This window comes from Rhodococcus sp. MurmanLake-1, from assembly GCF_056945715.1.
Map to the genome: position 1 here is coordinate 313,802 of NZ_JBWZNF010000007.1, position 23,830 is coordinate 337,631.

20 protein-coding genes are annotated in these 23,830 nt (G+C 62.3%); 16 read left to right on the forward strand and 4 right to left on the reverse strand.

From position 1 onward, the window contains the following. Nucleotides 1-24: 24 nt before the first annotated feature. On the reverse strand, nt 25-1,338 hold the full coding sequence (locus AC2ETI_RS21275; protein ID WP_279217823.1) for a YhgE/Pip domain-containing protein: 1,314 nt from the start codon (nt 1,336-1,338) through the stop codon (nt 25-27). Between the two features lie 171 nt (nt 1,339-1,509). On the opposite strand from AC2ETI_RS21275, the gene AC2ETI_RS21280 reads away from it, so the two are divergent. The 10 genes from AC2ETI_RS21280 to AC2ETI_RS21325 are packed head-to-tail and all read left to right on the forward strand — an operon-like array spanning nt 1,510 to nt 12,082. Further along, nucleotides 1,510-2,142 (forward strand): DUF4178 domain-containing protein, encoded by a 633-nt coding sequence (locus AC2ETI_RS21280; RefSeq protein WP_019745427.1) that lies wholly within the window; start codon nt 1,510-1,512, stop codon nt 2,140-2,142. Next, the gene (locus tag AC2ETI_RS21285; protein ID WP_020970882.1) at nt 2,139-2,639 is read left to right on the forward strand and encodes a DUF2617 family protein; all 501 of its coding nucleotides are present in this window, start codon (nt 2,139-2,141) and stop codon (nt 2,637-2,639) included. Before AC2ETI_RS21280 ends, AC2ETI_RS21285 begins: the two co-directional genes overlap by 4 nt. A gap of 26 nt (nt 2,640-2,665) precedes the next feature. Further along, the gene (locus tag AC2ETI_RS21290; RefSeq protein WP_044480673.1) at nt 2,666-3,043 is read left to right on the forward strand and encodes a DUF4247 domain-containing protein; all 378 of its coding nucleotides are present in this window, start codon (nt 2,666-2,668) and stop codon (nt 3,041-3,043) included. Further along, nucleotides 3,040-3,543 carry a DUF350 domain-containing protein gene (locus AC2ETI_RS21295; RefSeq protein ID WP_019745424.1) on the forward strand — a complete coding sequence of 168 codons (504 nt, stop codon included), beginning with the start codon at nt 3,040-3,042 and terminating at the stop codon, nt 3,541-3,543. The genes AC2ETI_RS21290 and AC2ETI_RS21295 overlap by 4 nt, the downstream gene beginning before the upstream one ends. Continuing rightward, on the forward strand, nt 3,543-5,117 hold the full coding sequence (locus tag AC2ETI_RS21300; protein ID WP_020970881.1) for a polyamine aminopropyltransferase: 1,575 nt from the start codon (nt 3,543-3,545) through the stop codon (nt 5,115-5,117). The genes AC2ETI_RS21295 and AC2ETI_RS21300 overlap by 1 nt, the downstream gene beginning before the upstream one ends. A 52-nt stretch (nt 5,118-5,169) precedes the next feature. Next, nucleotides 5,170-5,910 (forward strand): enoyl-CoA hydratase/isomerase family protein, encoded by a 741-nt coding sequence (locus AC2ETI_RS21305; protein WP_021331919.1) that lies wholly within the window; start codon nt 5,170-5,172, stop codon nt 5,908-5,910. A gap of 5 nt (nt 5,911-5,915) precedes the next feature. Continuing rightward, nucleotides 5,916-7,469 carry an acetolactate synthase large subunit gene (locus tag AC2ETI_RS21310; RefSeq protein WP_170320384.1) on the forward strand — a complete coding sequence of 518 codons (1,554 nt, stop codon included), beginning with the start codon at nt 5,916-5,918 and terminating at the stop codon, nt 7,467-7,469. Between the two features lie 48 nt (nt 7,470-7,517). Beyond that, the gene (locus AC2ETI_RS21315) at nt 7,518-8,195 is read left to right on the forward strand and encodes a GAP family protein (protein ID WP_019745421.1); all 678 of its coding nucleotides are present in this window, start codon (nt 7,518-7,520) and stop codon (nt 8,193-8,195) included. Between the two features lie 18 nt (nt 8,196-8,213). After that, nucleotides 8,214-10,124, forward strand: a complete 1,911-nt coding sequence (locus tag AC2ETI_RS21320; RefSeq protein WP_483634362.1) for an SEC-C domain-containing protein — start codon at nt 8,214-8,216, stop codon at nt 10,122-10,124. A gap of 35 nt (nt 10,125-10,159) precedes the next feature. Beyond that, nucleotides 10,160-12,082, forward strand: coding sequence for an SEC-C domain-containing protein (locus tag AC2ETI_RS21325; protein WP_230091006.1), 1,923 nt, complete (start codon nt 10,160-10,162; stop codon nt 12,080-12,082). A gap of 36 nt (nt 12,083-12,118) precedes the next feature. Here the strand turns inward: AC2ETI_RS21325 and AC2ETI_RS21330 are convergent, their stop codons facing one another. Continuing rightward, complete coding sequence (locus AC2ETI_RS21330) at nt 12,119-13,549, reverse strand: coniferyl aldehyde dehydrogenase (RefSeq protein WP_483634363.1); 1,431 nt, start codon at nt 13,547-13,549, stop codon at nt 12,119-12,121. Between the two features lie 109 nt (nt 13,550-13,658). Between AC2ETI_RS21330 and AC2ETI_RS21335 the strand changes: the two genes are divergently transcribed. From AC2ETI_RS21335 to AC2ETI_RS21355, 5 genes are all read left to right on the forward strand, one after another. Beyond that, complete coding sequence (locus tag AC2ETI_RS21335; protein WP_283308182.1) at nt 13,659-14,456, forward strand: enoyl-CoA hydratase; 798 nt, start codon at nt 13,659-13,661, stop codon at nt 14,454-14,456. Between the two features lie 44 nt (nt 14,457-14,500). Then, nucleotides 14,501-16,021 (forward strand): acyl-CoA synthetase, encoded by a 1,521-nt coding sequence (locus AC2ETI_RS21340; protein ID WP_133727141.1) that lies wholly within the window; start codon nt 14,501-14,503, stop codon nt 16,019-16,021. Between the two features lie 120 nt (nt 16,022-16,141). Continuing rightward, nucleotides 16,142-17,308: an acyl-CoA dehydrogenase family protein gene (locus AC2ETI_RS21345; protein ID WP_483634364.1), complete on the forward strand. Its 1,167-nt coding sequence runs from the start codon at nt 16,142-16,144 to the stop codon at nt 17,306-17,308. Nucleotides 17,309-17,350: 42 nt separating this feature from the next. Beyond that, a complete protein-coding gene (gene fabG, locus AC2ETI_RS21350; RefSeq protein WP_029256327.1) occupies nt 17,351-18,091 on the forward strand; it encodes a 3-oxoacyl-ACP reductase FabG in 741 nt (246 codons plus the stop codon). A 72-nt stretch (nt 18,092-18,163) separates the two neighbouring features. After that, nucleotides 18,164-19,360 (forward strand): CaiB/BaiF CoA transferase family protein, encoded by a 1,197-nt coding sequence (locus AC2ETI_RS21355; protein WP_483634377.1) that lies wholly within the window; start codon nt 18,164-18,166, stop codon nt 19,358-19,360. A gap of 5 nt (nt 19,361-19,365) precedes the next feature. Here the strand turns inward: AC2ETI_RS21355 and AC2ETI_RS21360 are convergent, their stop codons facing one another. Further along, nucleotides 19,366-20,586 carry an acetyl-CoA C-acetyltransferase gene (locus tag AC2ETI_RS21360; RefSeq protein ID WP_020909227.1) on the reverse strand — a complete coding sequence of 407 codons (1,221 nt, stop codon included), beginning with the start codon at nt 20,584-20,586 and terminating at the stop codon, nt 19,366-19,368. Between the two features lie 310 nt (nt 20,587-20,896). On the opposite strand from AC2ETI_RS21360, the gene AC2ETI_RS21365 reads away from it, so the two are divergent. After that, nucleotides 20,897-22,087 carry an acyl-CoA dehydrogenase family protein gene (locus AC2ETI_RS21365; RefSeq protein ID WP_279217819.1) on the forward strand — a complete coding sequence of 397 codons (1,191 nt, stop codon included), beginning with the start codon at nt 20,897-20,899 and terminating at the stop codon, nt 22,085-22,087. 50 nt (nt 22,088-22,137) lie between these two features. Here AC2ETI_RS21365 and AC2ETI_RS21370 read toward each other — a convergent pair whose 3' ends face one another. Next, nucleotides 22,138-23,808 (reverse strand): chitobiase/beta-hexosaminidase C-terminal domain-containing protein, encoded by a 1,671-nt coding sequence (locus AC2ETI_RS21370; protein WP_483634365.1) that lies wholly within the window; start codon nt 23,806-23,808, stop codon nt 22,138-22,140. Nucleotides 23,809-23,830 lie beyond the last annotated feature (22 nt).

Genomic DNA, 23,830 nt, shown 5'->3' on the forward strand with positions numbered 1-23,830 from the left:
ATCAAATCCCGGCTGGGTACCATTTCACGCCACCTTGGGGCGATGGGTGCGTTCGTAGCCTTTGCGGTCGTAGAAACGGGTGGTCACGATGCCGAGTACGACGCCGATCAGTAGACCCACCAACGTCATCCAGACGGCATGCAGCAGCCCTGCCTCACCGCGTGCGCCGAAGAACAGGATCGATCGCGTACCCATGTAGATCTGGTGCATCGGCTCGAATTGCGCCAGCCAGGCATACAACCTGGGGCTGGCTTCGAGGGGGATGGTGCCACCGGAAGAGGGCAGCGCGAGAATGACGAACACGAACAGGTTGATCAACATGCCCAACGAGCCGAATGCGGCCATCACCGACATCGCCGTGATGCCGACTGCAGTGATGACCAGCGCGCCGTACTCCCACAATGCAAGCCCGTGAGTGACCGGCATTCCGAGGGCGCGACTGATCCACTGGAACAACGCGGAGACTATGCCGGACAACACGATCATGAACGCCCATTTGACGAGCAGCGTCCGAAACCTGTTGATACCCACAACGTCGTTCTGAACGAAGAGCGGACCGAATTCGGTAGGCGCATATCCGAGCATGCCGTCCACCAAGGAATTGACCACGGTTGCTCCGGTGAATCCCGCAAGGACCAACAGCAGCGCGAAATAGAATGCAACCAAACCGAATCCGGTGCCGTCGGGAAGCGGATCGTGGGCCACCGTGAGTACGTTCACCGGATTTTCGAGCAGCAGGCGGCTCGCTCCTGAGATCTGGGTTCCGGTGCCTCCCGCTTCCAACTGCTGGGTGACCAGGGTGGTGAGTTGCTCGCCCATGTTCTTGTTGACCGAGGCGAGGGCTGTAGTTCCGATCGACTGGACCAGAGATGCGGATACGGAACCTGCACGTGGATTGGTGTAGATCGTGATGATCGGTTGCTCTACGTCACCGGCGACGACGCTGGCCTCCGCCAGGATGATCGTCCTCTTCGTGAAATCACTGGGAATCACGATCGCGCCGTACAGCGTGCCGGCGTTCAACCGAGATTGGGCTTCGGCGATACCGATCTGCTGCAGGTCGATCTTCTGGTGGTCGATTCCGTTTTCGAGGCCGGCGACGATGTCGTTTCCGAAATTCTTGCGGTCGGCGGGGTCGCCGCCGGGGAGGGTGTCGCCTTCGTCCTGGTTGACCAGGGCGATCGGGAACTGGTCCAGGTGTTTCTTGGGGTCGAGTATTCCGCCCATGTACAGCGCTGCCAGCGCCGACATCAAGAGGGTGACCACTATCAACGGCGTCAACCAGAATCGTGGTGTGTGCATGACGGTGCGGGCAGACGGCTCCGTGTTCTTGCTCATCGTCAGTCGACCGGCTTTCTTTCGCGCGGAGTTCCTCGGGCTGAGCGTAAACGCAAAGGTGCGCCGGGGCAGTCTTTCGATCTGCCCGCGGCGCTGGAGACCTGCCCGGCCGGCGGTCGGTCAGCTTGCCGGCAGTCTCATCCGAAAAGGCTGAGAACGGATCGGTAGGGTATGGCCCGCGGCAACCCTGCCGAGACGATTTCGGAGAAACCGTTGACCAACGTGCTGATAGTTGTCCTGATACTCGTAGTGATCGCTGCCGTCGCGTTTGTGGTCCTGCGTGGACGCCAGGGCAAGCCGAATGCTCGCGTGGACCCGCTCGCCGACTATCCCGAGGTGTACGACCCCCACAAGATCGGGGTCGGCGACATCATCACGTACGCGGGTATCGACCACGTTGTTCGAGGGACCATCACGCTCGACGAAGAGGGGTACATCTGGCGTGAGCACCTTCTCGACGGGTCGACCGGTCGTCGTTGGCTGACAGTGGAGGACGACGAGGGCGAACTGGAGATGACTCTCTGGATGCGTCGAGAAGGAACCAACCTGGTCCCGAACGGCGACGTCATTCTCGACGACAAGGTTCACCGCAAGATCGAAAGTGGAACGGCGAAGTTCACGGCCGAGGGTACGACGGGTACGGCCCCTTCCGGCTCGATGGAATACGCGGACTACGCGACCGCCGACAAGACCGGGCTGATCGCATTCGAGAAGTGGGCGCGCGGACAGTCGTGGGAGGTTTCCACGGGACGGGCGGTCACCCGCAGCGAACTCACCGTCATCCACTCGGGCCCACCGGAATGAGTCTGTATCGACTCGATGTGGAACCGACCGACGTGAATGCCTCGGCACTGGGGTTGGTGCTGGGAGCTCCCTCGCCGCCGACCCTCGCCGAGTTGGTGATCGAAACTTCCGATGCGACGTTGACACTCGGAGTGCTCGGGGCATCTCACGTGGTGACGGCCCGGGCGTCGGGAAAGGAACTGACCGAGCAGGTTTCGTGCGATGCTCTTGCCGCCGGCGGTGAACCCTTGCCGGCAGTGGAGTCCACGGAAAACTACCGGTTCGAGTCTTCGTCGCTGATCCTGGACCGAGTCGAATTCGATTCGGAAGCTGCATCGTTGAGAGAATCCGCCGGCCAGGACGGTTGGATCTGCGGATCCTTTCCCGGCGACGACACAGCGTTGACCGCGTTGTGTGGCGTGCGAGACCGCCAGGGGTGGAGTTGGCAGAGTTGGCATTTGTACCCGGGGGAGGGGACAGGAGTGATCGTGAAGACGCGCAGTAGGTGGCGACCGTGAGGGGGCGGACATGGTTGGCTCCGGTGATGGTGGCAGCCGCAATTATGTTGTCGGCGTGCGGTGGTGGAGCCAAAGACTTCATCGCGGACAACTATTCCAAGACGTCCCAGGATGGCGACGTCGTGTTGTACTCGTCGAAAGATCCAGTGGGCACGACCGTCTCACGGATTGTCGACGCGGACGAACCAGCGGCGCGAAGTGCTGACGGCGGCAACGAATACCTGCGCTACGACGATGACATCGTCACTGTCAGTTCGGCTTCGGGCGGTGGCAGCACCATCAAGGTAGAGGACATCGACGGCACGTATCGCAGCGGCGGATACGCGTACCTGGGACCGGGCTTCAACCCGGGATCCCCGGCGGGTGGAAGTAGTGGCAGCGGCGGCTCGGGTAGTGCCAAATGACGGTAGTGCTCAATGAGAAGGAGAACGGCGTGACGAACATCTTTGCATCCACTTCCGTCGAGATCGGAACGGTGGATCCGGCATTGCTCGTCGGGGGCGTTCTCGGCACCCTCGCCTACTTCGTCGTCGGCGTAGCGGTTCTGGCGACGGGATTCCTGGTCCTCGACCTCATGACACCCGGAAATCTCCGCCACCAGGTTTACGTCGACAAGAACCCGAACGCTGCGATTCTGTTGGCTTCCAACCATCTTGCGCTGGCGATCATCGTGGTGACGGCAATCCTGACCAGTTCGGACGGCTTTGCCCAGGGACTCGCCGACTCCGCGGTGTACGGACTGTTCGCGATCGTGTTGCAAGCGATCGCGCTGCGTTTGATGAACGCATTCCTTCCCGGCAAGTTGGTTGCACTGGTGCAGGATCCGAAGATGTGCGGCGCCGCGTGGGCGGTGGGTGTGAGCTTGCTGTCCATCGGTTTGGTGAACGCCGCAGCGCTCACCTGATGGTTGCCGCTGATCGCGATGTGAAAGTTGCCGAGCGTTCGACGATGCTCGGCTCACGCGCACGCGTGCTTCTCCTTGCGGCTGTTGCCGCGTGCGCGGCGTGCGGCCTGATCTACGAGCTGGCCCTGTTGACGCTCAGCGTGAGTCTGACCGGCGGCGGCATCACCCAGACGTCGTTGATCGTCGCGGGATTTGTTGCGGCGCTGGGTATCGGAGCGCTGGCCGCCAAACCGCTGTTGGGGCATGCGGCCATCTCGTTTGTGACCGTCGAAATCCTGCTCGGGCTGATCGGCGGATTCAGTGCCGTCACGCTGTACGTGACCTTCACGTTCTTCGGTTCCAGCGCAGCAGTTCTGGTGGCTGCGACCGCGCTGATCGGTATCCTCGTGGGTGCCGAAGTGCCTCTGCTGATGACGCTGTTGCAGTCCGGTCGCAGCGACAACGACGCACAGAGCACCGGAAAGGTATTGGCCAACCTCAATGCAGCCGACTATCTCGGCGCGCTGATCGGCGGCCTCCTGTGGCCGTTCGTATTGTTGCCGTGGGCGGGCATGATTCGCGGTGCCGCACTCACCGGCATGATCAATCTCGTGGCTGCGGCAGTTGTCGCGCTGATACTTCTTCGGTGGCAGCTCAGCCTGCGTGCACGATTGATCGCCGTCGTCGCAATGCTGTTGGCGGCGAGCTTGATCGGGTGGCTGCTGATCGCGGCCTCGGACATCGAGACCACGTCGAGGCAGCGGCTCTACACCGATCCCGTGGTGGCCGCCGAGCGATCGGTGTACCAGGAAATCGTCGTCACCGAGCGGGGAAACGACGTGCGACTGTTCCTCGACGGAGACCTGCAGTTCTCCAGTGTCGACGAGCATCGGTATACCGAGTCGCTGGTGTATCCGGCCCTGGTCAACGACCCGCGGCGCGTGCTGATTCTGGGCGGAGGTGACGGCCTCGCTGCACGAGAAGTGCTGCGAATGAACAGCGTCGAGCAGATAGTTCAGGTGGAACTCGACCCGGCAGTCATCGAGTTGGCCAACACGCGTCTTCGTGATCTGAACGCGGGAGCACTCGAGGATCCACGGGTGGACGTCGTACTCGACGACGCGTTTCGGTGGTTGCGCGAGCGTCCGGATCCAGGCTTCGATGCGGTCATCGTCGACCTCCCGGATCCTGACACCCCCGCACTTGGCCGCTTGTATTCGATGGAGTTCTACGGACTTGCAGCTGCCGCGATGAATCCGGGCGGGCTGATGGTCGTCCAGTCCGGCAGTCCGTACTCGACACCGGATGCGTACTGGAGAACGGTGTCGACGGTATCGGCTGTCGGACTGAGCGTCTCGCCCTATCACGTTTTCGTGCCGAGCTTCGGTGACTGGGGATACGTGCTCGCGCAAAGAGGTTCCACGCCGCCCGAGCTTCGTCTGCCCGCTGATGTGCCGAACCTGCGGTTCCTCGACGAGCCCACCCTGGCGTCGGCCTCGGTGTTTCCTCGCGATCGCCCGAGGCGGGAGTTGGAGCCGTCAACACTCGACCGGCCGCGCATCGTCGACGATATGCGCAAGGGCTATGAACGCTGAACTCCCGACCGAGTAGCTTGAATCGAGACTCTCGGCCACGACGGAGGTACGGATGACTGTTCGGATCGAGGAGCACGCACCGGGAGTCCGGTTGCTCACGATGGATCGCCAGGAGAGGCGCAACGCGCTCGACCCCAAGACTTACCGCGAACTGACGAACGCGATCCGGGAGTCTGACGACGATGACGCAGTGCGGGTTTCGGTGCTGACGGGCGCCGGTGGTGTCTTCACCAGCGGCAACGACATCGGAAGTTTCCAGGACACTGCCGGGAGAGACGGCGGCGAGGCCAAAGACCTGCTGATCGCACTCGTCACCGCACGCAAACCGATTGTCGCAGCGGTCGAGGGGTTTGCAGTCGGAATCGGCACCACGATGTTGTTGCACTGCGACTTGGCATTCGCGGGGCGAGGTACACGATTCCGATTGCCGTTCGTTCCGCTCGGGCTCTCGCCCGAGGGCGGATCGAGTTACCTGTTGCCGCAGATCGCGGGGCTCAAGCGGGCAACGGAACTACTGATGCTCGGAGAAATGTTCGGGGCGGAGGAAGCTGCCGAAGCCGGCCTGATCAATCGCGTTGTGGAGGCCGAGACCGCGCTCGACGTGGCATTGGAGCGCGCGGTGCGCATTGCAGACTCCCCGGCTGAATCGGTGACGCTGACGAAGATGCTCCTCCGCCGCCCACATCTCGATGCCCTGCTGGAAACCATCGACGTGGAGTCGGATCATTTCGCGAGACGGCGGCGATCCGACGAAGCGCAAGAAGCCTTCGCAGCTTTCATGAAGAAGAGGTGACCGAAATGAATGGTGCACAATCGCTTATCCAGAGCTTGGTCGACTCGGGTGTCGAGGTGTGCTTCGGCAATCCCGGAACGTCCGAGATGCATTTTGTTGCCGCACTCGATTCCGTTCCCCAGATGCGTGCGGTACTCGGCTTGTTCGAGGGCGCCGTCACCGGTGCCGCGGACGGGTACGCGCGTATCGCCGGAAAGCCTGCCGCGACGCTGCTTCATCTCGGCCCCGGAATGGCGAACGGACTGGCGAACCTTCACAACGCGCGCCGCGCCCACACCCCCATCGTGAACATCGTCGGGGACCACGCGACCTACCACCACGGTTTCGACGCTCCACTCGAATCGAATATCGACGCGCTGACCGAGTGGCTGGAGGGATGGAGTCGACGTTCCGACTCCACCGCGACCGTCGGTAGCGATGCGGCCGACGCCGTTGCCGCCTCCATGGATCCGCCCGGACGCATTGCCACACTTGTCCTCCCCGCCGACGTCTCGTGGAGCGAAGGTGGAGTTCTTGCGGGTCCTCGAGACATACCGGGGCGGGCGGAAGTAACTGCAGCACAGATCGACTCGGTGGTAGGCGCGCTCAATGCCGAGGGGCGCGCCACGCTACTGCTGGGCGGCGTAGCGTGTTCCGAAGCCGGACTGCGCGCCGCTTCCCGAATTGCAGTCGCGACCGGTGCACAGATTCTGGTCGAGACCTTTCCGGCCAGGCTTCAACGCGGTGCGGGACTACCGTCATTCGAGCGCTTGGGATACTTCGCCGAGCACGCCACCGAACAACTTCGCGGAACAACTCAGCTGGTCCTGGCCGGCGCGGTTTCGCCGGTCTCGTTCTTTGCGTATCCCGGAAAACCGAGCGATCTGGTCCCGGACGGCGCCGCGGTGACAACGCTGGCGAATGTCAGCGACGATGTTGTCGGCGCATTGGAAGCAGTGGCGGAACTCGTGGCACCCGGAGTGGAACCCGTTCTGCAGGAGGCAAATCGGCCGTCGCTGCCGAGCGGGCCTCTCGACGTGCGAAATTGGGCCGACGTGATCGGGGCCCTGCTGCCGGACGACTCCATCATCTCCGACGAGGCGGCCACTTCCGGTTGGGCGATCCCGATTGCCCTTGCCGGAGCGCCGCGCCACGACGTGCTCACGCTCACCGGAGGTGCCATCGGCCAGGGCATCCCGGTGGCGACGGGCGCCGCTGTGGCAGCGCCGGAGCGGCCGGTGATCAATCTCGAAGCCGACGGAAGCGCGATGTACACCATCACGGCGTTGTGGACGCAGGCGCGAGAACAGTTGAACGTCACGACGATTCTGCTCAACAATCGCGCATACGCCATCCTGCGTGGCGAACTGCAACGAGTCGGCGCAGAAGGTGGCGGCGTCGTCGCACAGTCGATGTTGGATCTGTCGTCTCCGAACATGGACTACGTCAAGATCTCCGAGGGGTTGGGAGTGCCCGCGTCGCGGGCGAACACAGCGGAGGAGTTGGCCGAACAGTTTGCCGCAGCGCTGGCGGAACCCGGCCCGCATCTCATCGAGGTCATGCTGCCTCCGCCGTCGTGATTTCGACCTCGAATCGATCGTCGATTTTGCATTCAACTGGAGGTTTTGGTGCTAGCTGCGATCGGTCTGTCTCTTCCGATTGCCCTCGGCCTGCTTTTCGTCTCGATGCCCATGGCGGTGATCGTGCTCGTCATGATCACCGCTGGAGCACATCGAGGGGCGGCATCTTTTCTACTCGGGTGGGTCCTCGGAATCTCGGCAGTCGTTGCGGTGACGATCGTGATCGCGGACTATTCGTTTGCGGAGTCGGAGTCGTCGCAGACTTCGGTGTGGTCGAGCGTCGTACGAATCGTGTTGGGGCTCGTTCTGTTCGGATTGGCGTACAAGCAGTGGCGAGCGCGTCCGAGGGACGGAAGTGATCCGACAGTTCCGAAGTGGATGAAGAGCATCGACGGCTTGACTCCGCGGAAGGCGTTCGGGTTGGCGTTCTTGTCCGCGGCGGTCAATCCCAAAAATGCAGCGCTGGCGGTATCCGGTGCGGCCACTATCGCGGTCGCCACGAATGTTGTTGCCCAACAGATTGTTGCCGCGGTGATCTTCACGGTCATCGCGAGCGTCGGCATCGCGTCGCCGATCCTGGTCAAGGTGTTCTCCGGCAAGCGAGCCGACGAGATCCTCGCATCAGCGAAGTCATGGATGACCGCGAACAACGCAGTGATGATGACGGTCATCCTGGCAATCCTCGGTGCGACCGTGCTGGGCGAGGGGCTCAGTGGACTGCAATAAGTCGCCTACCATTGGCGGGTGACTGATTTCGACGACGAAACCGCTGGTTCCGACGCTGCTGGTTCCATTGCCTCCGCTGCTTTGGCTGTTCTGCGCGAGCAAGGCCCGCTGAGTCTCGAAGAGTGGGCGACCCATCTCGAGGAGTACGGAGCTGCGACCGAGTTGGCCGACGTGCTCGAGTATCTGTCCGAACCGATGCTCGGGTACCTGCCCAACGGAAAGTACGTCGCCCTCGACACGGTCCTCGAAGGGCTCGTGTTCACTCACCGGCTAAGCGAGCTCGAGATTGCGTCCGACATCCTCGACGCGAGCCCCGATCTGGAACCGATCTTGGCATTCGGCGACGGCGAGGACGGGGCGATCCGGGTGGCCCTGGCGGAAGAAGCGGCCGTGGAACGTGGAGCTGCTCCCTTCCGGAGTCGACGAGTTGTGGTTCTTCCAGCCGGAACCCTCGGCGAGTGCGCCGACGGTGATCTCATCGGCCTGGCAGTCGAAGACGGAAGACTTGCGTTTCGTCTGGTCGAGATCGAGGACGAACCCGATCTTGCTCCGGCGCTCGGCGAACTCTTCGAGGAGGACGGAGTCGAGGCCCTGGATTCGGTGTGCTGGCAACTCCTGCTCGAGGATCCGTCTCTCTTCACGGTTCCTGTTGCGCCGCTGGGTGAGATCTTCGAGGCGGCAGGATACGAGCACGAGCGTGAACTACTGGCTCGGCGGGGATTCGACTTCGATGCCTACGACCTGCAGATTCGGACAGCATTGGTCGCCAGTACCTACGACCTGACCCACGACGAGGCCGTCGCTGCCGTTGCATTTGTCGATCTGGCGGACCGCGGATACACCGATGCCGTCATCGCCGACTTCGACATCGTGGACTGGGCTCGCCGTCACGTCAGCGCCGCCCCGGACTTCTTTGTCTCACTGGCAGATCCGGGTGCTGCAGTGGCCGTGTTCGATCTCGGATTTCGGAATCAGGACCCGGTGACCGACGCAATCCTCGAAGCGCTTGCGTCCGAACTGGCCGAGCGAGGGCCACGGTCGGTCAGGGCGGCGGCTCATTGGCTCGCCGGTAAGGCCGTCGATCGGCTGGGGCGCGTCCTCGAAGCGGAGGCGCACTACGAGAAAGCGCTCCTTGCCGAATCCGGTTGGGGTCCGGCCTTGTTCGAGCTGGCTCAGTTCGCGTCGGACCGCGGCGACGCGACCCGGGCGCTGTCACTACTCGGGCGGATCGACGGCGGAAGTGAAGAGAATCTCTACGCCGTACTGCAGGACTTCGTCCCAGCCGATCACCCGGAGCTCGGGCGAAACGACAAGTGTTGGTGCGGTTCCGGCCGTAAGTACAAGGTTTGCCACCTCGGAAAGGCCGATGAATCGGTCAAGGCAGATGGTCGCTGGTTGTACAAGAAGGCGTGCCTGTTTGCGTTTGCCTCCGAATTCGTCGACGTCGTGACCGGGCTCGACGATCTCGAAAACGCGAATCTCTCCGAGGACGAACTGATCGCCGCCACGATCTTCGACGGCTCGGCACTGGACGTGGCTCTGTTCGAGGGTGGGATCTTTGCCGACTTCCTGGCCAGACGCAGCGAACTACTTCCCGAGGCGGAAGTAGTGACAGCCGCACAGTGGCTCGGGGTCCGGAGGTCGGTGTACGAGGTGATCGAAACTTCCGACACCGGCGTCGTGCTGCTCGATCGTGTGTCCGAGGAAACCGTCACCGTTGGTCACCCGGTCGAAGGAAAGCCCGGCGACCTGATCAGTGCCAGGCTCCTGACGGCCCCCACTGGTGCGCTTGCGGTGGGCGTTGTCGTCATGTCCTCGGAATCGCAGGCTGCGAGGGTACTCGAGGTTCTCGCTTCCGAGGAACTCGACGCCGAAGAACTGGTCCGCGAGTCGCGTGGAGGCGCCGATCACTCGACCGATGACCGGTGACGATGTATCGAGTCGACCCCGTTAAAGTTGGATAGGTGAACGAACCGATGGATGCCAATGACTTGATCGCCGAAGCCGCGATGGAGTTGTTGCGTGAGCACGGCCCGCAGACAGCGGCGGACTGGGGCACCCTGTTGGCCGATGCCGGCCACGGTACAGCCGACGACATGGCCGAATTCGTCGAGTACGTCGAGGACCCACTGCTCGGCTACTTGAGTGAGGAGCGGTACGCCGCACTCGACACGTTGTTCGAGCATCGAGTGCTGACCCATCGGCTCACCGAAGCCGAAATAAAGTCCGGCGTTCTCGACGCGAACCCTGATCTGATGATGCTGCGGGTGTTCCTCGATCGTGACGACGACGAGATTCATGGCATCAGCGTCGTGCACCGCGGGATCGACGACGACCTGTTGGCTGATCGTGGGATCGAAGATCCGGAGTTCCCGCACGACGAGGGTTTTCTCCTCGACACCGATACTCTCGCCGAATGTTCTGCGGGCGATTTGATCGGATTGTTCGTCGCTGACCGTGAGCTGACGCTCTGCACCATCCCCGAGGTACTGGATCCCGCACCCGGATTCGGCGAGAGCCTGGGGACGGTCCTCGCAGACATCGGTGCTGACACCCTCGATGCCATTGTCTGGCAATTGATGCTCGACGAGCCGTCGCTGTTCCGTCAGCCCACCGCACCGCTGGGCGAAATGCTCGAGGCGGCAGGTTACGTCCGCGACGGTGATTACGTTGCGGTCGACGGATTCGATTTCGAGGCATACCACCTGGCGAACCGAGCCCGCATGCTCGAGGTTCGGGAGAACCTGCACCCGGAAGAAGCCGCCTCGGTGATTGCCTTTGTCGATGTGGTCATGGCCGCGAAAGCCGAAGCCGTCGAAGATGTCTCGGACTGGGCGCGCAAGCAGATCAAGGAGGATCCGCAGACCTTCGCCGGCATCGCCGAGCCGCCCGCGGCTGCGGCAGCGTTGGAGCTGTTGTCCGAACTCGACGATCATGATTCCGTATTGCATTCTGTTGCAACTGCTCTTGCCGAGAAAGGGTCGCGTCGTGTCAAGCCGGCCGCGCATTGGCTGGCAGGCAAGGCTTCGGATCGTCTCGGCAAGATCCTTGTCGCTGAGGCGTCGTACGAAACGGCGCACGATCTCGATCCCGACTGGACTCCCGCGATCTTCGATCTGGCACTGCTGGCGGCCGATCGCAGCGACGTGACCCGCGCGCTGGCACTTCTCGGCCGAATCGAGGGTGGCGAGTCCGAGGTTCTGCACGAGGTTCTTCAGCGCTATGCCCCGGCCGAGCACCCCGAACTCGGCCGAAATGACAAGTGCTGGTGCGGTTCCGGTCGGAAGTTCAAGGTCTGCCATCTGGGCAAGTCCGAGGTGACGTTCGATGATCGGGCCAACTGGCTCTACGTCAAGGCTCAGTTGTTCTCGCGCACACCGGAGTACTTCGACGCCGTGTTCGATCTTGCGCTCATCCGTGCCGAGCAGTTCAACAGCGAAGAAGCACTGACGTTGGCCGTCGAAGGCGGATTGGCCGTCGACGCTGCCTTGTTCGATGCGGGTATTTTCGCGGCATTTGTCGAGCGGCGCGGAGAACTGTTGCCTGCCGACGAACGCGAACTGGCCGATCAGTGGTTGTCGATTCCGCGCTCGGTGTACAAGGTCGCCTCGACGGAGCCGGGACAGTTGGTGACCCTCAGCGACGTCCGCAACGGGCATCTGGTGAAGGTCACGGACGAGTGGGGCTCAGTCAATCTCGAGCCGGGCACGCTCGTCTGTGCACGCGTTCTCCCCGCCGGCTCCACGATGCGCACCTTCGGTGGCATCGAACCGCTTGCAGCAGAGGACAAGAGGGAACTGATCCAACTGATCGAGTCGGTGGATACCGAACCCGGTCAGCTGGTGGAGTTCCTCAGCCGCGGCCTTGCCGGTGCGCCTTTCCGGTAGCGTGCACTACCAAAAAGGCGCACGGGGCCGGAGGCCTCAGGGCGTGACCTGAGCCAACATCATCTGCTCGAATCCCTCACCGTACGGCGGGAGCATTCCCCACTCGCCGCGTGGGTCATGCTGCGCTGCTTCGAATACCGTTCGGGCGTGACTGAACTCGAGGAAACCCTCGCGGCCGTGGTAGTGCCCGATACCCGAAGCTCCGACGCCGCCGAAGGGTGCGTCGCTCAGCCCTGGGTGTGACATCGCGTCGTTGACGGTGACGCCGCCCGAGACGGTGCGTTCGAGTACGGATTCCTTCTCGTCCAGGTCGGTTCCGAAGTAATACAGCGCCAACGGTTTCGGCCGTGAATTGATGTCGGCGACGACGCTGTCGAGTTGGTCGTACGGCAGGATCACGACGGCCGGTCCGAAGATCTCCTCCTTCATGATCTGCGCGTCGGTCGGAGGGTCGACCACGATTCGCAGTGGGCGGCGACGAGTGTCTGCGGAGAGTTCTTCGTCGGGAACGGTGATGATTCGTGCCCCACGCTCTTCCGCGTCCGCGATGTACCCCTCGATGCGTGCGAGGTGACGATCGCTGACTATCGAGACCATGTCTTTGTTGTCGGCGATCGTGGGGAACAGTCCGGTGAAGTGATCGGTGAATGCGTCGATGAACGCTTCTGTGTTCTCGCGCGGGACGTAGATCAGGTCGGGAGAGACGCAGAGTTGGCCGGCATTGGTCGACTTCGCGATGGCCAAACGTGAAGCAGCAGAGTCGATATCGGCACTGCGGCTCAAGACGCTCGGTGACTTGCCGCCGAGTTCGAGGGTGACCGGCACCAGGTTCTTCGCAGCATTGGCCATGACCAGCTTTCCGACGGTCGTGCTGCCGGTGAAGACGAGGTGGTCGAAAGGCAGAGACGTCAGCAGATCAGCGACCTCCGGTCCACCTGTCACCACCGCGACCTCCACGGGGTCGAGCGTTCGACGCGCCGCCTCGGCCAGGACGGCCGCAGTGTTCGGCACGATCTCCGACGGTTTGAGAACGGCGCGATTTCCCGCTCCGAGGGCGCAGGCGAGCGGGCTCAGGAGAGTGAAAAGGGGAGCATTCCAGGTTCCGATGATGCCGATCGAACCCTTCGGCTGGTACGACACGTACGCCGTGGCACCCAGCTGATCCTGCATCGCTCCGGTGGCTCTCGGTGAGCGAATCATCCACTCTTCGAGCGAATCACGAACGTGCTTGAGTGAAACCATGGATCCCAGAACATCATTCATCACCGAGTAGGCCGGGATTCGGCCGCCGAAGTCTTCGTTGATCGCTTCGGTCAGATCCTTGTGGTTTGCCACCAGGAGATCGACGACGCGTTGGATGCGCTCGCGTCGTGTCTGCGCGGACGGAAGACCAGCGGCGCGAGTTGCTTCCTGCTGGGCCCGCAGAATCTCTTCGAGATCGGTGGTGACGGCGGCATCGGTGCTCATGGGCACTCCTCGTAGTGGCGAAGTATTGACCGGACCGTATCGACGCGGCGCGAACAGATGCCCCTTTCGTCTCGTTGACCGGGACGGATTCGATTGGTAGAGAGAACACATGTCGCAGACACAGGTAGAAGACACTGCAGTGAAGATTTCCGTCGAGGAGTCGGTGGGACTCGGATTCCTGACGCTCGATCGGCCGGCGCGGCGCAATCCGCTCTCGGCGGAGACCATGCGCGAGGTGACGGCTGCCCTTCTCGAATTGTCTGCAGACGAGCGCGTGCGGGTCGTGATCGTGCGCGCCGAAGGCCCGGTGTTCTCCGCCGGCCACGATCTGACGGAGATGATCGGGAGAACCCTCGAAGGCGAGCGGGCGATCTTCGACGGCTGTACCGAGATGATGGAGACCGTACAGCGGATTCCGCAGCCGGTGATTGCCGCAGTACAGGGCCCGGCTATCGCGGCGGGCTGCCAACTGGCCGCGTCGTGTGATCTGGTTGTTGCTGCGTCGAACGCTGTCTTCGGTACTCCCGGCGTCAAGATCGGACTGTTCTGCTCGACGCCCATGGTGGCCCTGAGCAGGGCAGTAGGGCGCAAGCGCTCGATGCAGATGTTGCTCACCGGGCAGACGATCGACGCCGACACCGCTGCGGACTGGGGTCTGGTGAACTTCGTCGTCGCGCCCGAAGACCTGGACCGAGAGGTGCGCGAACTGGCCGGCAAGATCACGACGGCCAGCCCCCTGACGGTGAAGATCGGTAAGCAAGCGTTTTATCACCAGATCGATCTGCCGCAAGCCCAGGCGTACGAGGCGATGGCGGAAACGATGGCAACCAATGCCGTGACCTGCGACGCTCAAGAAGGTATGCAAGCTTTTGTGGACAAGCGAAAGCCTGAATGGCGCAATAAGTAACGATCGCTCTTCCGGTTTAGTTGGACGTCCTATAACCTGAGCGAATGAGCCTGGATCCACGCACCAACACCGTCGACGGAGTGCTTCGGCGCTCGGCAGCCAAGTACCCCGACCGCGTAGCCGTCGTCTTCGAAGATCGCACTCGCACCTACCGCGAACTCGACGACGCGGTGACGCGGGTCGCGGCCCACTTGCTCGGTCTGGGCCTCGATCACGGCGACCGCGTCGCGGCATACGGAACCAACTCCGACGCCTATGCAATCGGATTCCTTGCCTGTGCGCGAGCAGGTTTGGTGCATGTTCCGGTCAATTACGCACTGAAGGGGGAGGAACTCCGGTACCTCGTGGCGCAATCAGGCGCCCGCGCGGTGTTGGTGGATCCGGCATTGGCGTCGACGCTCGACTCGGTTCGCTCCGACCTCGATCTCGACCACGTGATCGCACTGCGGGACGCGGAACTGTCGGTGGTCACGATCAGCGAGGCCGGCGAGGTGCCTGTTTTCGAACCGCGTGCGACGTCGACGGATCTGGCGCAACTGCTGTACACCTCGGGCACCACCTCGAAGCCCAAGGGCGCCATGATGTCTCATGGCGCACTGGTTCACGAGTACGTGTCCTCGGTGATCGCGCTCGGGCTCGACAAGAACGACAACCCGCTGATCTGCATGCCGATGTACCACTCCGCAGGGATGCACGTCTTCATGCTGCCGTACCTGTCCGTCGGTGCGACGGTCAGTCTGATGCAGGCGCCGGACATCCCGGAGATCCTGCGCCGCGTCGAAGCAGAAAAGATCGGGTCGCTGTTCCTGGCCCCGACCGTGTGGGTACCGTTGGCCAACCATTCGGACCTCGAGACCCGCGATCTGTCCTCGCTCAAGAAGGCGCAGTACGGCGCCTCGATCATGCCGGTCACGGTGCTCAATCGTCTGCGTGAGCGTTACCCGGACATCGGCTTCTACAACTGCTTCGGCCAGTCCGAAATCGGTCCGCTGGCAACAGTTCTCCAGCCCGGCGAGCATGCTGATCGTCCGTCTTCTTGCGGGCGAGCGGTGTTCTTCGTCGAAACCCGTGTCGTCGACGCCGACGGAAACGACGTTGCCGACGGTGAGTCCGGTGAGGTTCTCTACCGCTCACCGCAGCTGTGCAACGGCTACTGGGAAAATCCGGAAGCCACCGCCGAGGCCTTCCGTGACGGCTGGTTCCATTCGGGCGATCTTGTCGTGCGGGACGAAGAAGGGTTCATCACGGTCGTCGACCGAATCAAGGACGTCATCAACACCGGCGGCATCCTGGTGGCGTCCCGCGAGGTCGAAGATGCGGTCTACACACACCCGGCTGTGGCAGAAGTTGCCGTGATCGGTACGCCCGACGAGAAGTGGATCGAGGCCGTCACCGCGATTGTCGTGCTCAAGGACGGCAACGACGAGTTGACGCCTGAGGCGTTGATTGCCCACGTCAAGGAGCGAATTGCCCCGTTCAAGGTCCCCAAGCACGTGCGTTTCGTGGCCGAACTCCCGCGAAATCAGAGCGGAAAGCTGCTCAAGCGGGAACTGCGCACCGTCTGACACCTGCTATAGGTTCTGCCTTACCTTCGGTTCGTTTTCAGGTCTTTGACTCCGATTGCCTCACGGTATTGACTTCGGAGGACGGCATGGACTTCGGAAACAGCAAGGTGAGTGGTGGGAATGCAGGTCGATGCAGATGACTTCGCAGATATCTTGGCGACTGCGCGGGAGTTCATCCGTAAGGAAGTAGTTCCGCGTGAGCGGGAGATTGCCGACACCGACGCCATTCCTGAGGACATACGCAAGAAGGCCGCAGCCATCGGGCTGTTCGGCTACGCGATTCCTCAGGAATGGGGTGGGCTCGGACTCGACCTCACCCAAGACGTCGAACTGGCAATGGAATTCGGCTACACGTCCCTGGCGCTGCGTTCGATGTTCGGTACCAACAACGGAATTGCCGGGCAGGTGCTGGTCGGCTTCGGTACCGACGAGCAGAAGGCTCAGTGGCTCGAGCGCATCGCCTCCGGCGACGTCGTGGCTTCCTTTGCTCTCACCGAACCCGGCGCGGGCTCAAACCCGGCCGGCCTTCGGACCAAGGCCGTTCTGGACGGATCCGAATGGGTGATCGACGGCAACAAGCGGTTCATCACCAATGCTCCACTGGCACAGCTGTTCGTGGTGTTCGCGCGCACTCGCCCGGCGGATTCCGATGGTCCGGGAATTGCAGTCTTCCTGGTTCCGGCTGACACGCCAGGAGTCACAGTTGGTCCCAAGGACAAGAAGATGGGTCAGGAAGGTGCCTGGACCTCCGAGGTCACCTTCGACAACGTCCGGGTTCCCGAGTCGGCCCTCGTCGGTGGCGACCAGGACACCGGATACCGCGCAGCGATGACGTCTCTCGCGCGCGGACGAGTCCATATCGCGGCGCTCTCGGTGGGAGCAGCACAGCGAGCGCTCGACGAATCTGTCGCGTTCTCCGTGGTCACGGAACAGGGCGGCACCGCTATCGGTGACTTCCAGCTGGTTCAAGCGATGCTGGCTGACCAGCAGGCCGGTGTCATGGCCGGGCGTGCGATGGTGCGTGAGGTGGCTGCGCGGTACGTCAGCGGTGAGGATCGACGTCTCGGCCCCTCGGCGGCAAAGCTTTTCTGCACCGAGATGGTGGGCAAGGTCGCGGATCTCGCCGTGCAGATCCACGGTGGCAACGGGTACATGCGCGGTGTGCCGGTCGAACGCATCTACCGTGAAGTTCGCCTGTTGCGCCTGTACGAGGGAACCAGCGAGATCCAGCGACTGATTCTCGGCGGTGGGCTCGTGGCGCAAGCGAAAAAGCAAAACCAGCGCTGACACCTTTACCTGACGAGCTTTAACCTCACGAACGGAGTGGACATGGGATTGTTGGACGGCAAGGTTGCGGTAGTGACCGGCGGAGCGCAGGGCATCGGGCTCGAAATTGCGCGCACCTTCATCAAGGAAGGCGCGACCGTCGTTCTCGGCGACATCAACGAAACCGTCGGAACGGCTGCGGTCGCCGAACTCGGTGGAGAGTCGGTCGCCCGTTTCGCTTCCTGCGACGTGCGTGATTCCGGACAGGTCGAGGCTATGCTCGATCTGGCCGAAAGTGCTTTCGGCCCAGTCGATGTCATGGTCAACAACGCCGGCATGACGCGCGACGCCACGATGCGGAAGATGACCGAGCAGGACTTCGACGACGTGATCGCCGTTCACCTCAAGGGCGCCTGGAACGGAACACGCGCTGCCGCCGCCCGCATGCGCGAGCGTGAGACGGGCGCAATCGTGAACATCTCGTCGATCTCCGGCAAGGTGGGCATGCTCGGGCAGACCAACTACTCGGCCGCCAAGGCCGGCATCGTCGGTCTGACGAAGGCCGCGGCAAAGGAGGTCGCGTTCAAGAACGTTCGCGTCAACGCCGTTCAGCCCGGACTTGTCCGCACGGCGATGACCGAGGCAATGCCCGAACGGATCTGGAACGAGAAGCTTGCCGAGATCCCGATGGGGCGTGCGGCCGAGCCCTCGGAGGTTGCTTCGGTTGTACTGTTCCTCGCGAGCGAACTCTCGAGCTACATGACGGGCACGGTTCTCGAGATCACCGGCGGCCGCCACATCTGACCCGTCCTGTTCGAGTGCAAGAATTCAGAGTGTAAAACTTCTGGGTGTAAAACTTCTGGGGTGACTACTGACATGGGACAGCCGAACTCGGATCTTCCGCTCGACGGAATCACCGTGGTTGCACTCGAACAGGCGGTGGCGGCACCGCTCGCCACCAGGCATCTCGCGGACATGGGTGCGCGGGTGATCAAGATAGAACGCGTCGGCGAGGGCGATTTTGCGCGTCACTACGACCGGGCGGTTCATGGTCAGGCGTCACACTTCGTGTGGCTCAACCGTTCCAAGGAATCGATCGCTGTCGACGTGAAGTCGGAATCCGGCCGGCAAATCGTTCTCGATCTTGTCGCGCGAGCCGATGTGTTCCTACAGAATCTGGCACCTGACGCAGCTGCGCGACTGGGGTTCGGCGCGGAGGAACTGCGCGAGAAATTCCCACAGCTCATCGTGATCGACATGTCCGGATACGGCAGTGCCGGCCCACGGCGTGAGCGCAAGGCGTACGACATGCTGGTCCAAGCCGAGACCGGAATGATCTCCGTGACAGGCACACCGGAGACGGCCACCAAGACGGGTATCCCGGTCTCGGACATCGCCGCTGGAATGTACGCGCTGACTTCGATTCTGAGCGCCCTGTTCCGTAGAGAGCGAACGGGTAAGGGAGCGCTCGTCGAGGTCTCGATGTTCGATTCCACCGTCGAGTGGCTCGGGCATCCGATGTACATGAAAATGTATGCAGGAAAGCAGATTCCGCGGGTCGGGCTCGGCCATGCGGCGATCGTTCCCTACGATTCGTATCCCACGGCCGACTGCGAGATCCTGATCGGCGTCCAGAACGATCGTGGATGGCGAGCGCTGATGGTGGACGTGTTCGAGCGAGAGGATCTGGTCGACCATCCGCGCTTTTCCACCAACATCGTGCGCGTCGAAAATCGTGGCGAGGTAGACGAATTGGTGGGTTCTCTGACTCGTCTGTATTTGACGGCAGATCTGGATCAACGCCTTGCCGCCGCCGGTGTCCCGGCCGCTGCACTCAACGACATGGCAGGTCTACTGGAACATCCGCAGTTGGAGAAGCGTGCCAGGTGGAGGTCCGTGGGCACCGAAAACGGACCGATCGATGCCGTGCTGCCTCCGATGACGTACTCGGACGTCGAAATGCGCATGGGTGACGTTCCGGCCCTCGGCCAGCAGACGGATTCTCTACTGGCCGAGTTGGGGCGTACGGGTGACCAGATCGCGGACCTTCGCCGCGACGGATCGATCGGTTAACGCTTCTAGCGTCGCAGGTTCTCGAACACCGCTGCAATCCCTTGTCCGCCACCGATACACATGGTCTCGATCCCGTACCGTCCCTGGCGCCGGTCGAGTTCGCGCAGCAGATTGGCGAGGATCCGCCCACCGGTGGCACCGACAGGATGTCCGAGCGAGATCCCGGAACCGTTGACGTTGAAGCGCTCCTCGATGTCCTGCGCGCTCAATCCCCAGGCCTTGGCGCACGCGAGAACCTGTGCGGCGAATGCCTCGTTGACTTCGATGAGGTCGATGTCGTCGAGCGACAGATCGACACGGGAGAGAGCTTTCGCCACGGCAGGCACCGGTCCGATACCCATTCGGTTCGGCTCCACACCCGCCACACCCCAGCTGACCAGTTTCGCGAACGGTCGCAGGCCAAGGCGTTCGGCGTTGGCCGCAGTGGTGACGATGGCCGCGGCTCCGGCGTCGTTCTGGCCGCAGGCGTTTCCGGCGGTGACTGTGGCTTCGGGGTCGACTCGACCTCGAATGGGGCGCAGTGCAGCAAGATCGGACAGCTGAATCCCTCGGCGTGGATGCTCGTCGCGAGTGACGACTGTCTGCTCACCACGGCGCCCGCGCACCGAAACGGGAATGGTCTCGTCGTCGAAATACCCGCTGTCCTGGGCATGAACGGCCCGTTCGTGCGATCGCACCGCGTATCGGTCCTGCTCGTCGCGGGTGATCGAGTACTCCCGGCGCAAGTTCTCGGCGGTCTCGATCATGCCGCCTTCGACCGGGAAGTTGACTCCGCCGGAGTTCGTGCGCGGTTTGGCCAATCGGTCGTGGAACTCGACCGAAGGGCGCTTTGTGCCCCAACGCATATCGGTGGAGTAGAACTCGGTTCCGCTCATGCTCTCGGCGCCGCCGGCGATGACCAGATCACTCATCCCGGTCTGTACCTGCATCGCGGCGTAGATGATCGCCTGCAATCCCGAACCGCAACGGCGATCGAGTTGTATTCCGGGAACGGACACGTCCAGACCGGCGTCGAGTGCCGCGATTCGCCCGATGGCCGCGGCCTCTCCGTTGGCGTAACCCTGACCGAAGATGACGTCGTCGACATCGGTGGACGCAATGCCGGTTCGTTCGACGAGGCCACGCACAACAGTGCTGGCGAGAGTGGTGACGGGAACGTCCTTGAAGACTCCGCCGAATCCGCCCACCGGGGTGCGAACGGGTTCACAGATGACTGCGTCGTGCATGGAATGCGCCTGTCTCGAGGAGAGGTGGGGAATGCGTCGCGTGAACGGGCCGATCGAAGGGCCCCATCGCGACCTGGCCACTCGAATATCCAGCACGCGTGGCGCGGTTGTCAACAGCAGGAACGACCTGTTCGGACATAGTTTCCGCCATACGGTTCGTATGCGAAATCGACTTTGACACATATACCGTTCGGGGATTGAATGGATGCAGCGTCTCTGCCGCACACATGTCGCGGTGGGGTGAAAGTTCCTGGAGTCGAATCAGTTTCGTCGACAGGAGAGCACGAAGTACCGACAGACAGGTGGAACAGTGACTCGTTTGGCGCAGACGGCGGGATTGACCGAGACCCAGAGCGACATCGTCGGGGCGGTACGCGAGTTCGTCGATCGTGTGGTCATCCCCGCGGCGCAGGAGCTCGAACACTCAGATACGTACCCGACCGACATCGTCAAGCAGATGAAGGACATGGGTCTGTTCGGACTGACCATCGACCCCGAGTACGGGGGTATCGGCGAATCATTGCTCACCTACGCGCTGTGCGTCGAAGAGCTGGCCCGTGGATGGATGAGCGTGTCCGGCGTCATCAACACGCATTTCATCGTGGCTCACATGATCTCCGCGCACGGGACGCCGGAACAGAAGGCGAAGTACCTGCCACGTCTGGCGTCCGGGGAACTCACCGGCGCATTTTCCATGTCGGAACCGGCCCTGGGTTCCGATGTTGCTGCCATATCGACCAAGGCGAAGCGTACGGAGTCCGGCGATTACGTGATCACCGGCCAGAAGATGTGGCTGACCAACGGTGGTTCGTCGACGTTGGTGGCAGTCCTCGTCAAGTCGGACGAGGGCGCGGAGAAGCCGCACAACAATCTGACGACGATATTGATCGAGAAGCCCGCAGGTTTCGGCGAGGTACTCCCGGGCCTGACCATTCCGGGCAAGCTCGAGAAGATGGGCTACAAGGGAATCGACACCACGGAGATGATTTTCGACGGCTTCGAGATCGGAGCCGAAGAGGTTCTCGGTGGCACTCCCGGCTTGGGATTTCGGCACATGATGGACGGCGTCGAGGTCGGCCGGGTCAACGTCGCCGCGCGTGCGTGCGGAATCGCCCAGCGCGCTTTCGAACTGGCTGTCACCTACGCCAAGCAGCGCGAGACGTTCGGCAAGCCGATCGCCGAGCATCAGGCCATCGCGTTCCGGATCGCCGAAATGGGCACCAAAGTCGAAGCGGCACATCTGATGATGGTCAACGCTGCCAGGCTCAAGGACTCGGGTGAGCGCAACGACGTCGCCGCGGGTATGGCGAAGTATCTGGCGAGTGAATTCTGCTCGGAGGTCACGCAGGACAGCTTCCGTATCCATGGTGGATACGGCTACTCCAAGGAATACGAGATCGAGCGGTTGATGCGTGAGGCGCCGTTCCTTCTGATCGGTGAAGGCACCAGCGACATCCAGAAGCAGATCATCAGCAAGGGCTTGTTGCGCACCTACAACTGAGCCGAGAAGCGGCACCGCGAACATGCGCGGTGCCGCTTTGTCGTGTCTGGTCAGCGGGTGAAGGCCAGGGTTGTCACCGGTGACCGGTTGCCGTATGCGTCAACGGCTTCGACGCGGGCTTCGTATGCGGTGCCCGCTGCGGCATCGGGAATCGGAATGTCGAGGCTGTTCGGCCGCGGCATGAAGTAGAAGTCCGAGAGCACCTTCGACGAGACCACCTTCGCTCCGGTGGCTGTGTCCGTGACCTCGACGGCGTAGTGGTGCACCATCTGATCGTCCTTGGCCTGCGCGATCCTCAGTGCGGTCGCACCGTTTTCGCCGGTCGTCACCGAGAGCGGAGTGCTCGAGGTGAACTCCGGCGCGTGCGTGTTCCGTGCGCCCGAGGTGTAGCGGAAGTTGTCCTTGATCTGCTGGTTGGTCGACCCGTCGAGCTCGACCGTCCACCCCGAACCGCTCAGCGTGCCCGCGCTCGAGTACGGCGGCTGCCAGTTGGCTGACCACGCGCCTCCGGTGTAGATGTCGTGCTTGTCTGCCGCCATGTTGATGCGGTTGATTTCCGTGCGGTCCTGGTAGACCTCCACGAAGAGCGCTTGGGCAGTGGGTGATTCGAAACGGTTCGCGAGACCGGACTCGGTCACCATCTGGTAGCCGTGATCGATTTCGATGTACGACATCGAGCCGTCGTTGACCGACGTGAAGTCGCGCTGATGGATCGACCGGTCGTCGTTGTTGTTCAGATGTGAGTGCCCGGAGAAGAAGATTGCCTGAGGGAAGGCGCTCAAGTCTTCGGTCAGTCGAGGGTTCGACGCCTGCTGGCCGTCCATGGCTGTGTTGCTTGCCGGCCGGTGTCCCTGGACCAGGATCGGCTTGGTCAGGTTCCCGGACTCCGCGGTGATTTCGGTCAGGCGGGACTTCAGCCAATTACGTTGCGCTGAATCATTGTTGTATGTCTCGGTGTTGACCGTGAAGAGATGGACACCGCTGACATCGGATTCGTAGTATCCGCCACCGGAATCCGGGAACCACTCCGCCGGATATCCGGCTCTGATTGCCGCGAGACTTGCATCGTGATTGCCGTTGGAGATCAGGAGTTGTGTGTCGTTCATGCCCTTCCTGGCGAGGTTTGCCTGGAAGATTTCTGCGACGATCTTGTGGTCAGGCCCCTTGCCGTCTCCGTTGTCGTTGATCATGTCGCCGTTGGAGAGGATCGCGTCGGGTTTCGGGAAGATGGAACCGATTGTGTCGAAAAAGCTTTCGTACTTCTTGTCGTTGTTCGCGTGGTCGCCGACGTGGACGTCGGACATTACGACGACCTGAGCCAGCGGCTTCTCCGAGGTCTTGATCAGGTAGCCGAACGAGACGGCCGCGCTCGCGTGATCGCCGCGGAAAGCGGCGACAGTGACGTTGGTGTCCTGTGCGATCTGCAGCGGACGTCCCGGTGTGGCAGCTTGGCTGTCGGTGGTGGGTGTCGTTCCGTCCAAGGTGTAGCGGACAGTGGCGCCGCGCTCGGCGGTGAAGGTCAGATCGACAGGGTGCTCGTACCGTCCGCCGGGGACGCTGACGCCGGGCGCTGCGGGCGGCGTGTTGTTCTCGCCCGAAGAGCTACCCCATTCGAAGGACGAACTGCCCCAGCTGGGTTCGGCTTGGGATTCGGCGGGGGCGATGCCGGGAAGGGCGAGAGCCGCGGTCACGGCTGCTATCGCGATGGTCGTACGTCTCACGAGGATTCCTTGTCTTCGACGC

Excerpts from the sequence above, each read along its gene's own strand:
- AC2ETI_RS21305 (WP_021331919.1), top strand. The coding sequence starts at position 5,170 with ATGACTGTTCGGATCGAGGAGCACGCACCGGGAGTCCGGTTGCTCACG.
- AC2ETI_RS21300 (WP_020970881.1), top strand. The coding sequence starts at position 3,543 with ATGGTTGCCGCTGATCGCGATGTGAAAGTTGCCGAGCGTTCGACGATG.
- AC2ETI_RS21330 (WP_483634363.1), bottom strand. The coding sequence starts at position 13,549 with ATGAGCACCGATGCCGCCGTCACCACCGATCTCGAAGAGATTCTGCGG.
- AC2ETI_RS21360 (WP_020909227.1), bottom strand. The coding sequence starts at position 20,586 with ATGCACGACGCAGTCATCTGTGAACCCGTTCGCACCCCGGTGGGCGGA.
- AC2ETI_RS21310 (WP_170320384.1), top strand. The coding sequence starts at position 5,916 with ATGAATGGTGCACAATCGCTTATCCAGAGCTTGGTCGACTCGGGTGTC.
- AC2ETI_RS21335 (WP_283308182.1), top strand. The coding sequence starts at position 13,659 with ATGTCGCAGACACAGGTAGAAGACACTGCAGTGAAGATTTCCGTCGAG.
- AC2ETI_RS21355 (WP_483634377.1), top strand. The coding sequence starts at position 18,164 with ATGGGACAGCCGAACTCGGATCTTCCGCTCGACGGAATCACCGTGGTT.
- AC2ETI_RS21275 (WP_279217823.1), bottom strand. The coding sequence starts at position 1,338 with ATGAGCAAGAACACGGAGCCGTCTGCCCGCACCGTCATGCACACACCA.
- fabG (WP_029256327.1), top strand. The coding sequence starts at position 17,351 with ATGGGATTGTTGGACGGCAAGGTTGCGGTAGTGACCGGCGGAGCGCAG.
- AC2ETI_RS21340 (WP_133727141.1), top strand. The coding sequence starts at position 14,501 with ATGAGCCTGGATCCACGCACCAACACCGTCGACGGAGTGCTTCGGCGC.
- AC2ETI_RS21280 (WP_019745427.1), top strand. The coding sequence starts at position 1,510 with ATGGCCCGCGGCAACCCTGCCGAGACGATTTCGGAGAAACCGTTGACC.
- AC2ETI_RS21295 (WP_019745424.1), top strand. The coding sequence starts at position 3,040 with ATGACGGTAGTGCTCAATGAGAAGGAGAACGGCGTGACGAACATCTTT.
- AC2ETI_RS21285 (WP_020970882.1), top strand. The coding sequence starts at position 2,139 with ATGAGTCTGTATCGACTCGATGTGGAACCGACCGACGTGAATGCCTCG.
- AC2ETI_RS21290 (WP_044480673.1), top strand. The coding sequence starts at position 2,666 with ATGGTGGCAGCCGCAATTATGTTGTCGGCGTGCGGTGGTGGAGCCAAA.
- AC2ETI_RS21345 (WP_483634364.1), top strand. The coding sequence starts at position 16,142 with ATGCAGGTCGATGCAGATGACTTCGCAGATATCTTGGCGACTGCGCGG.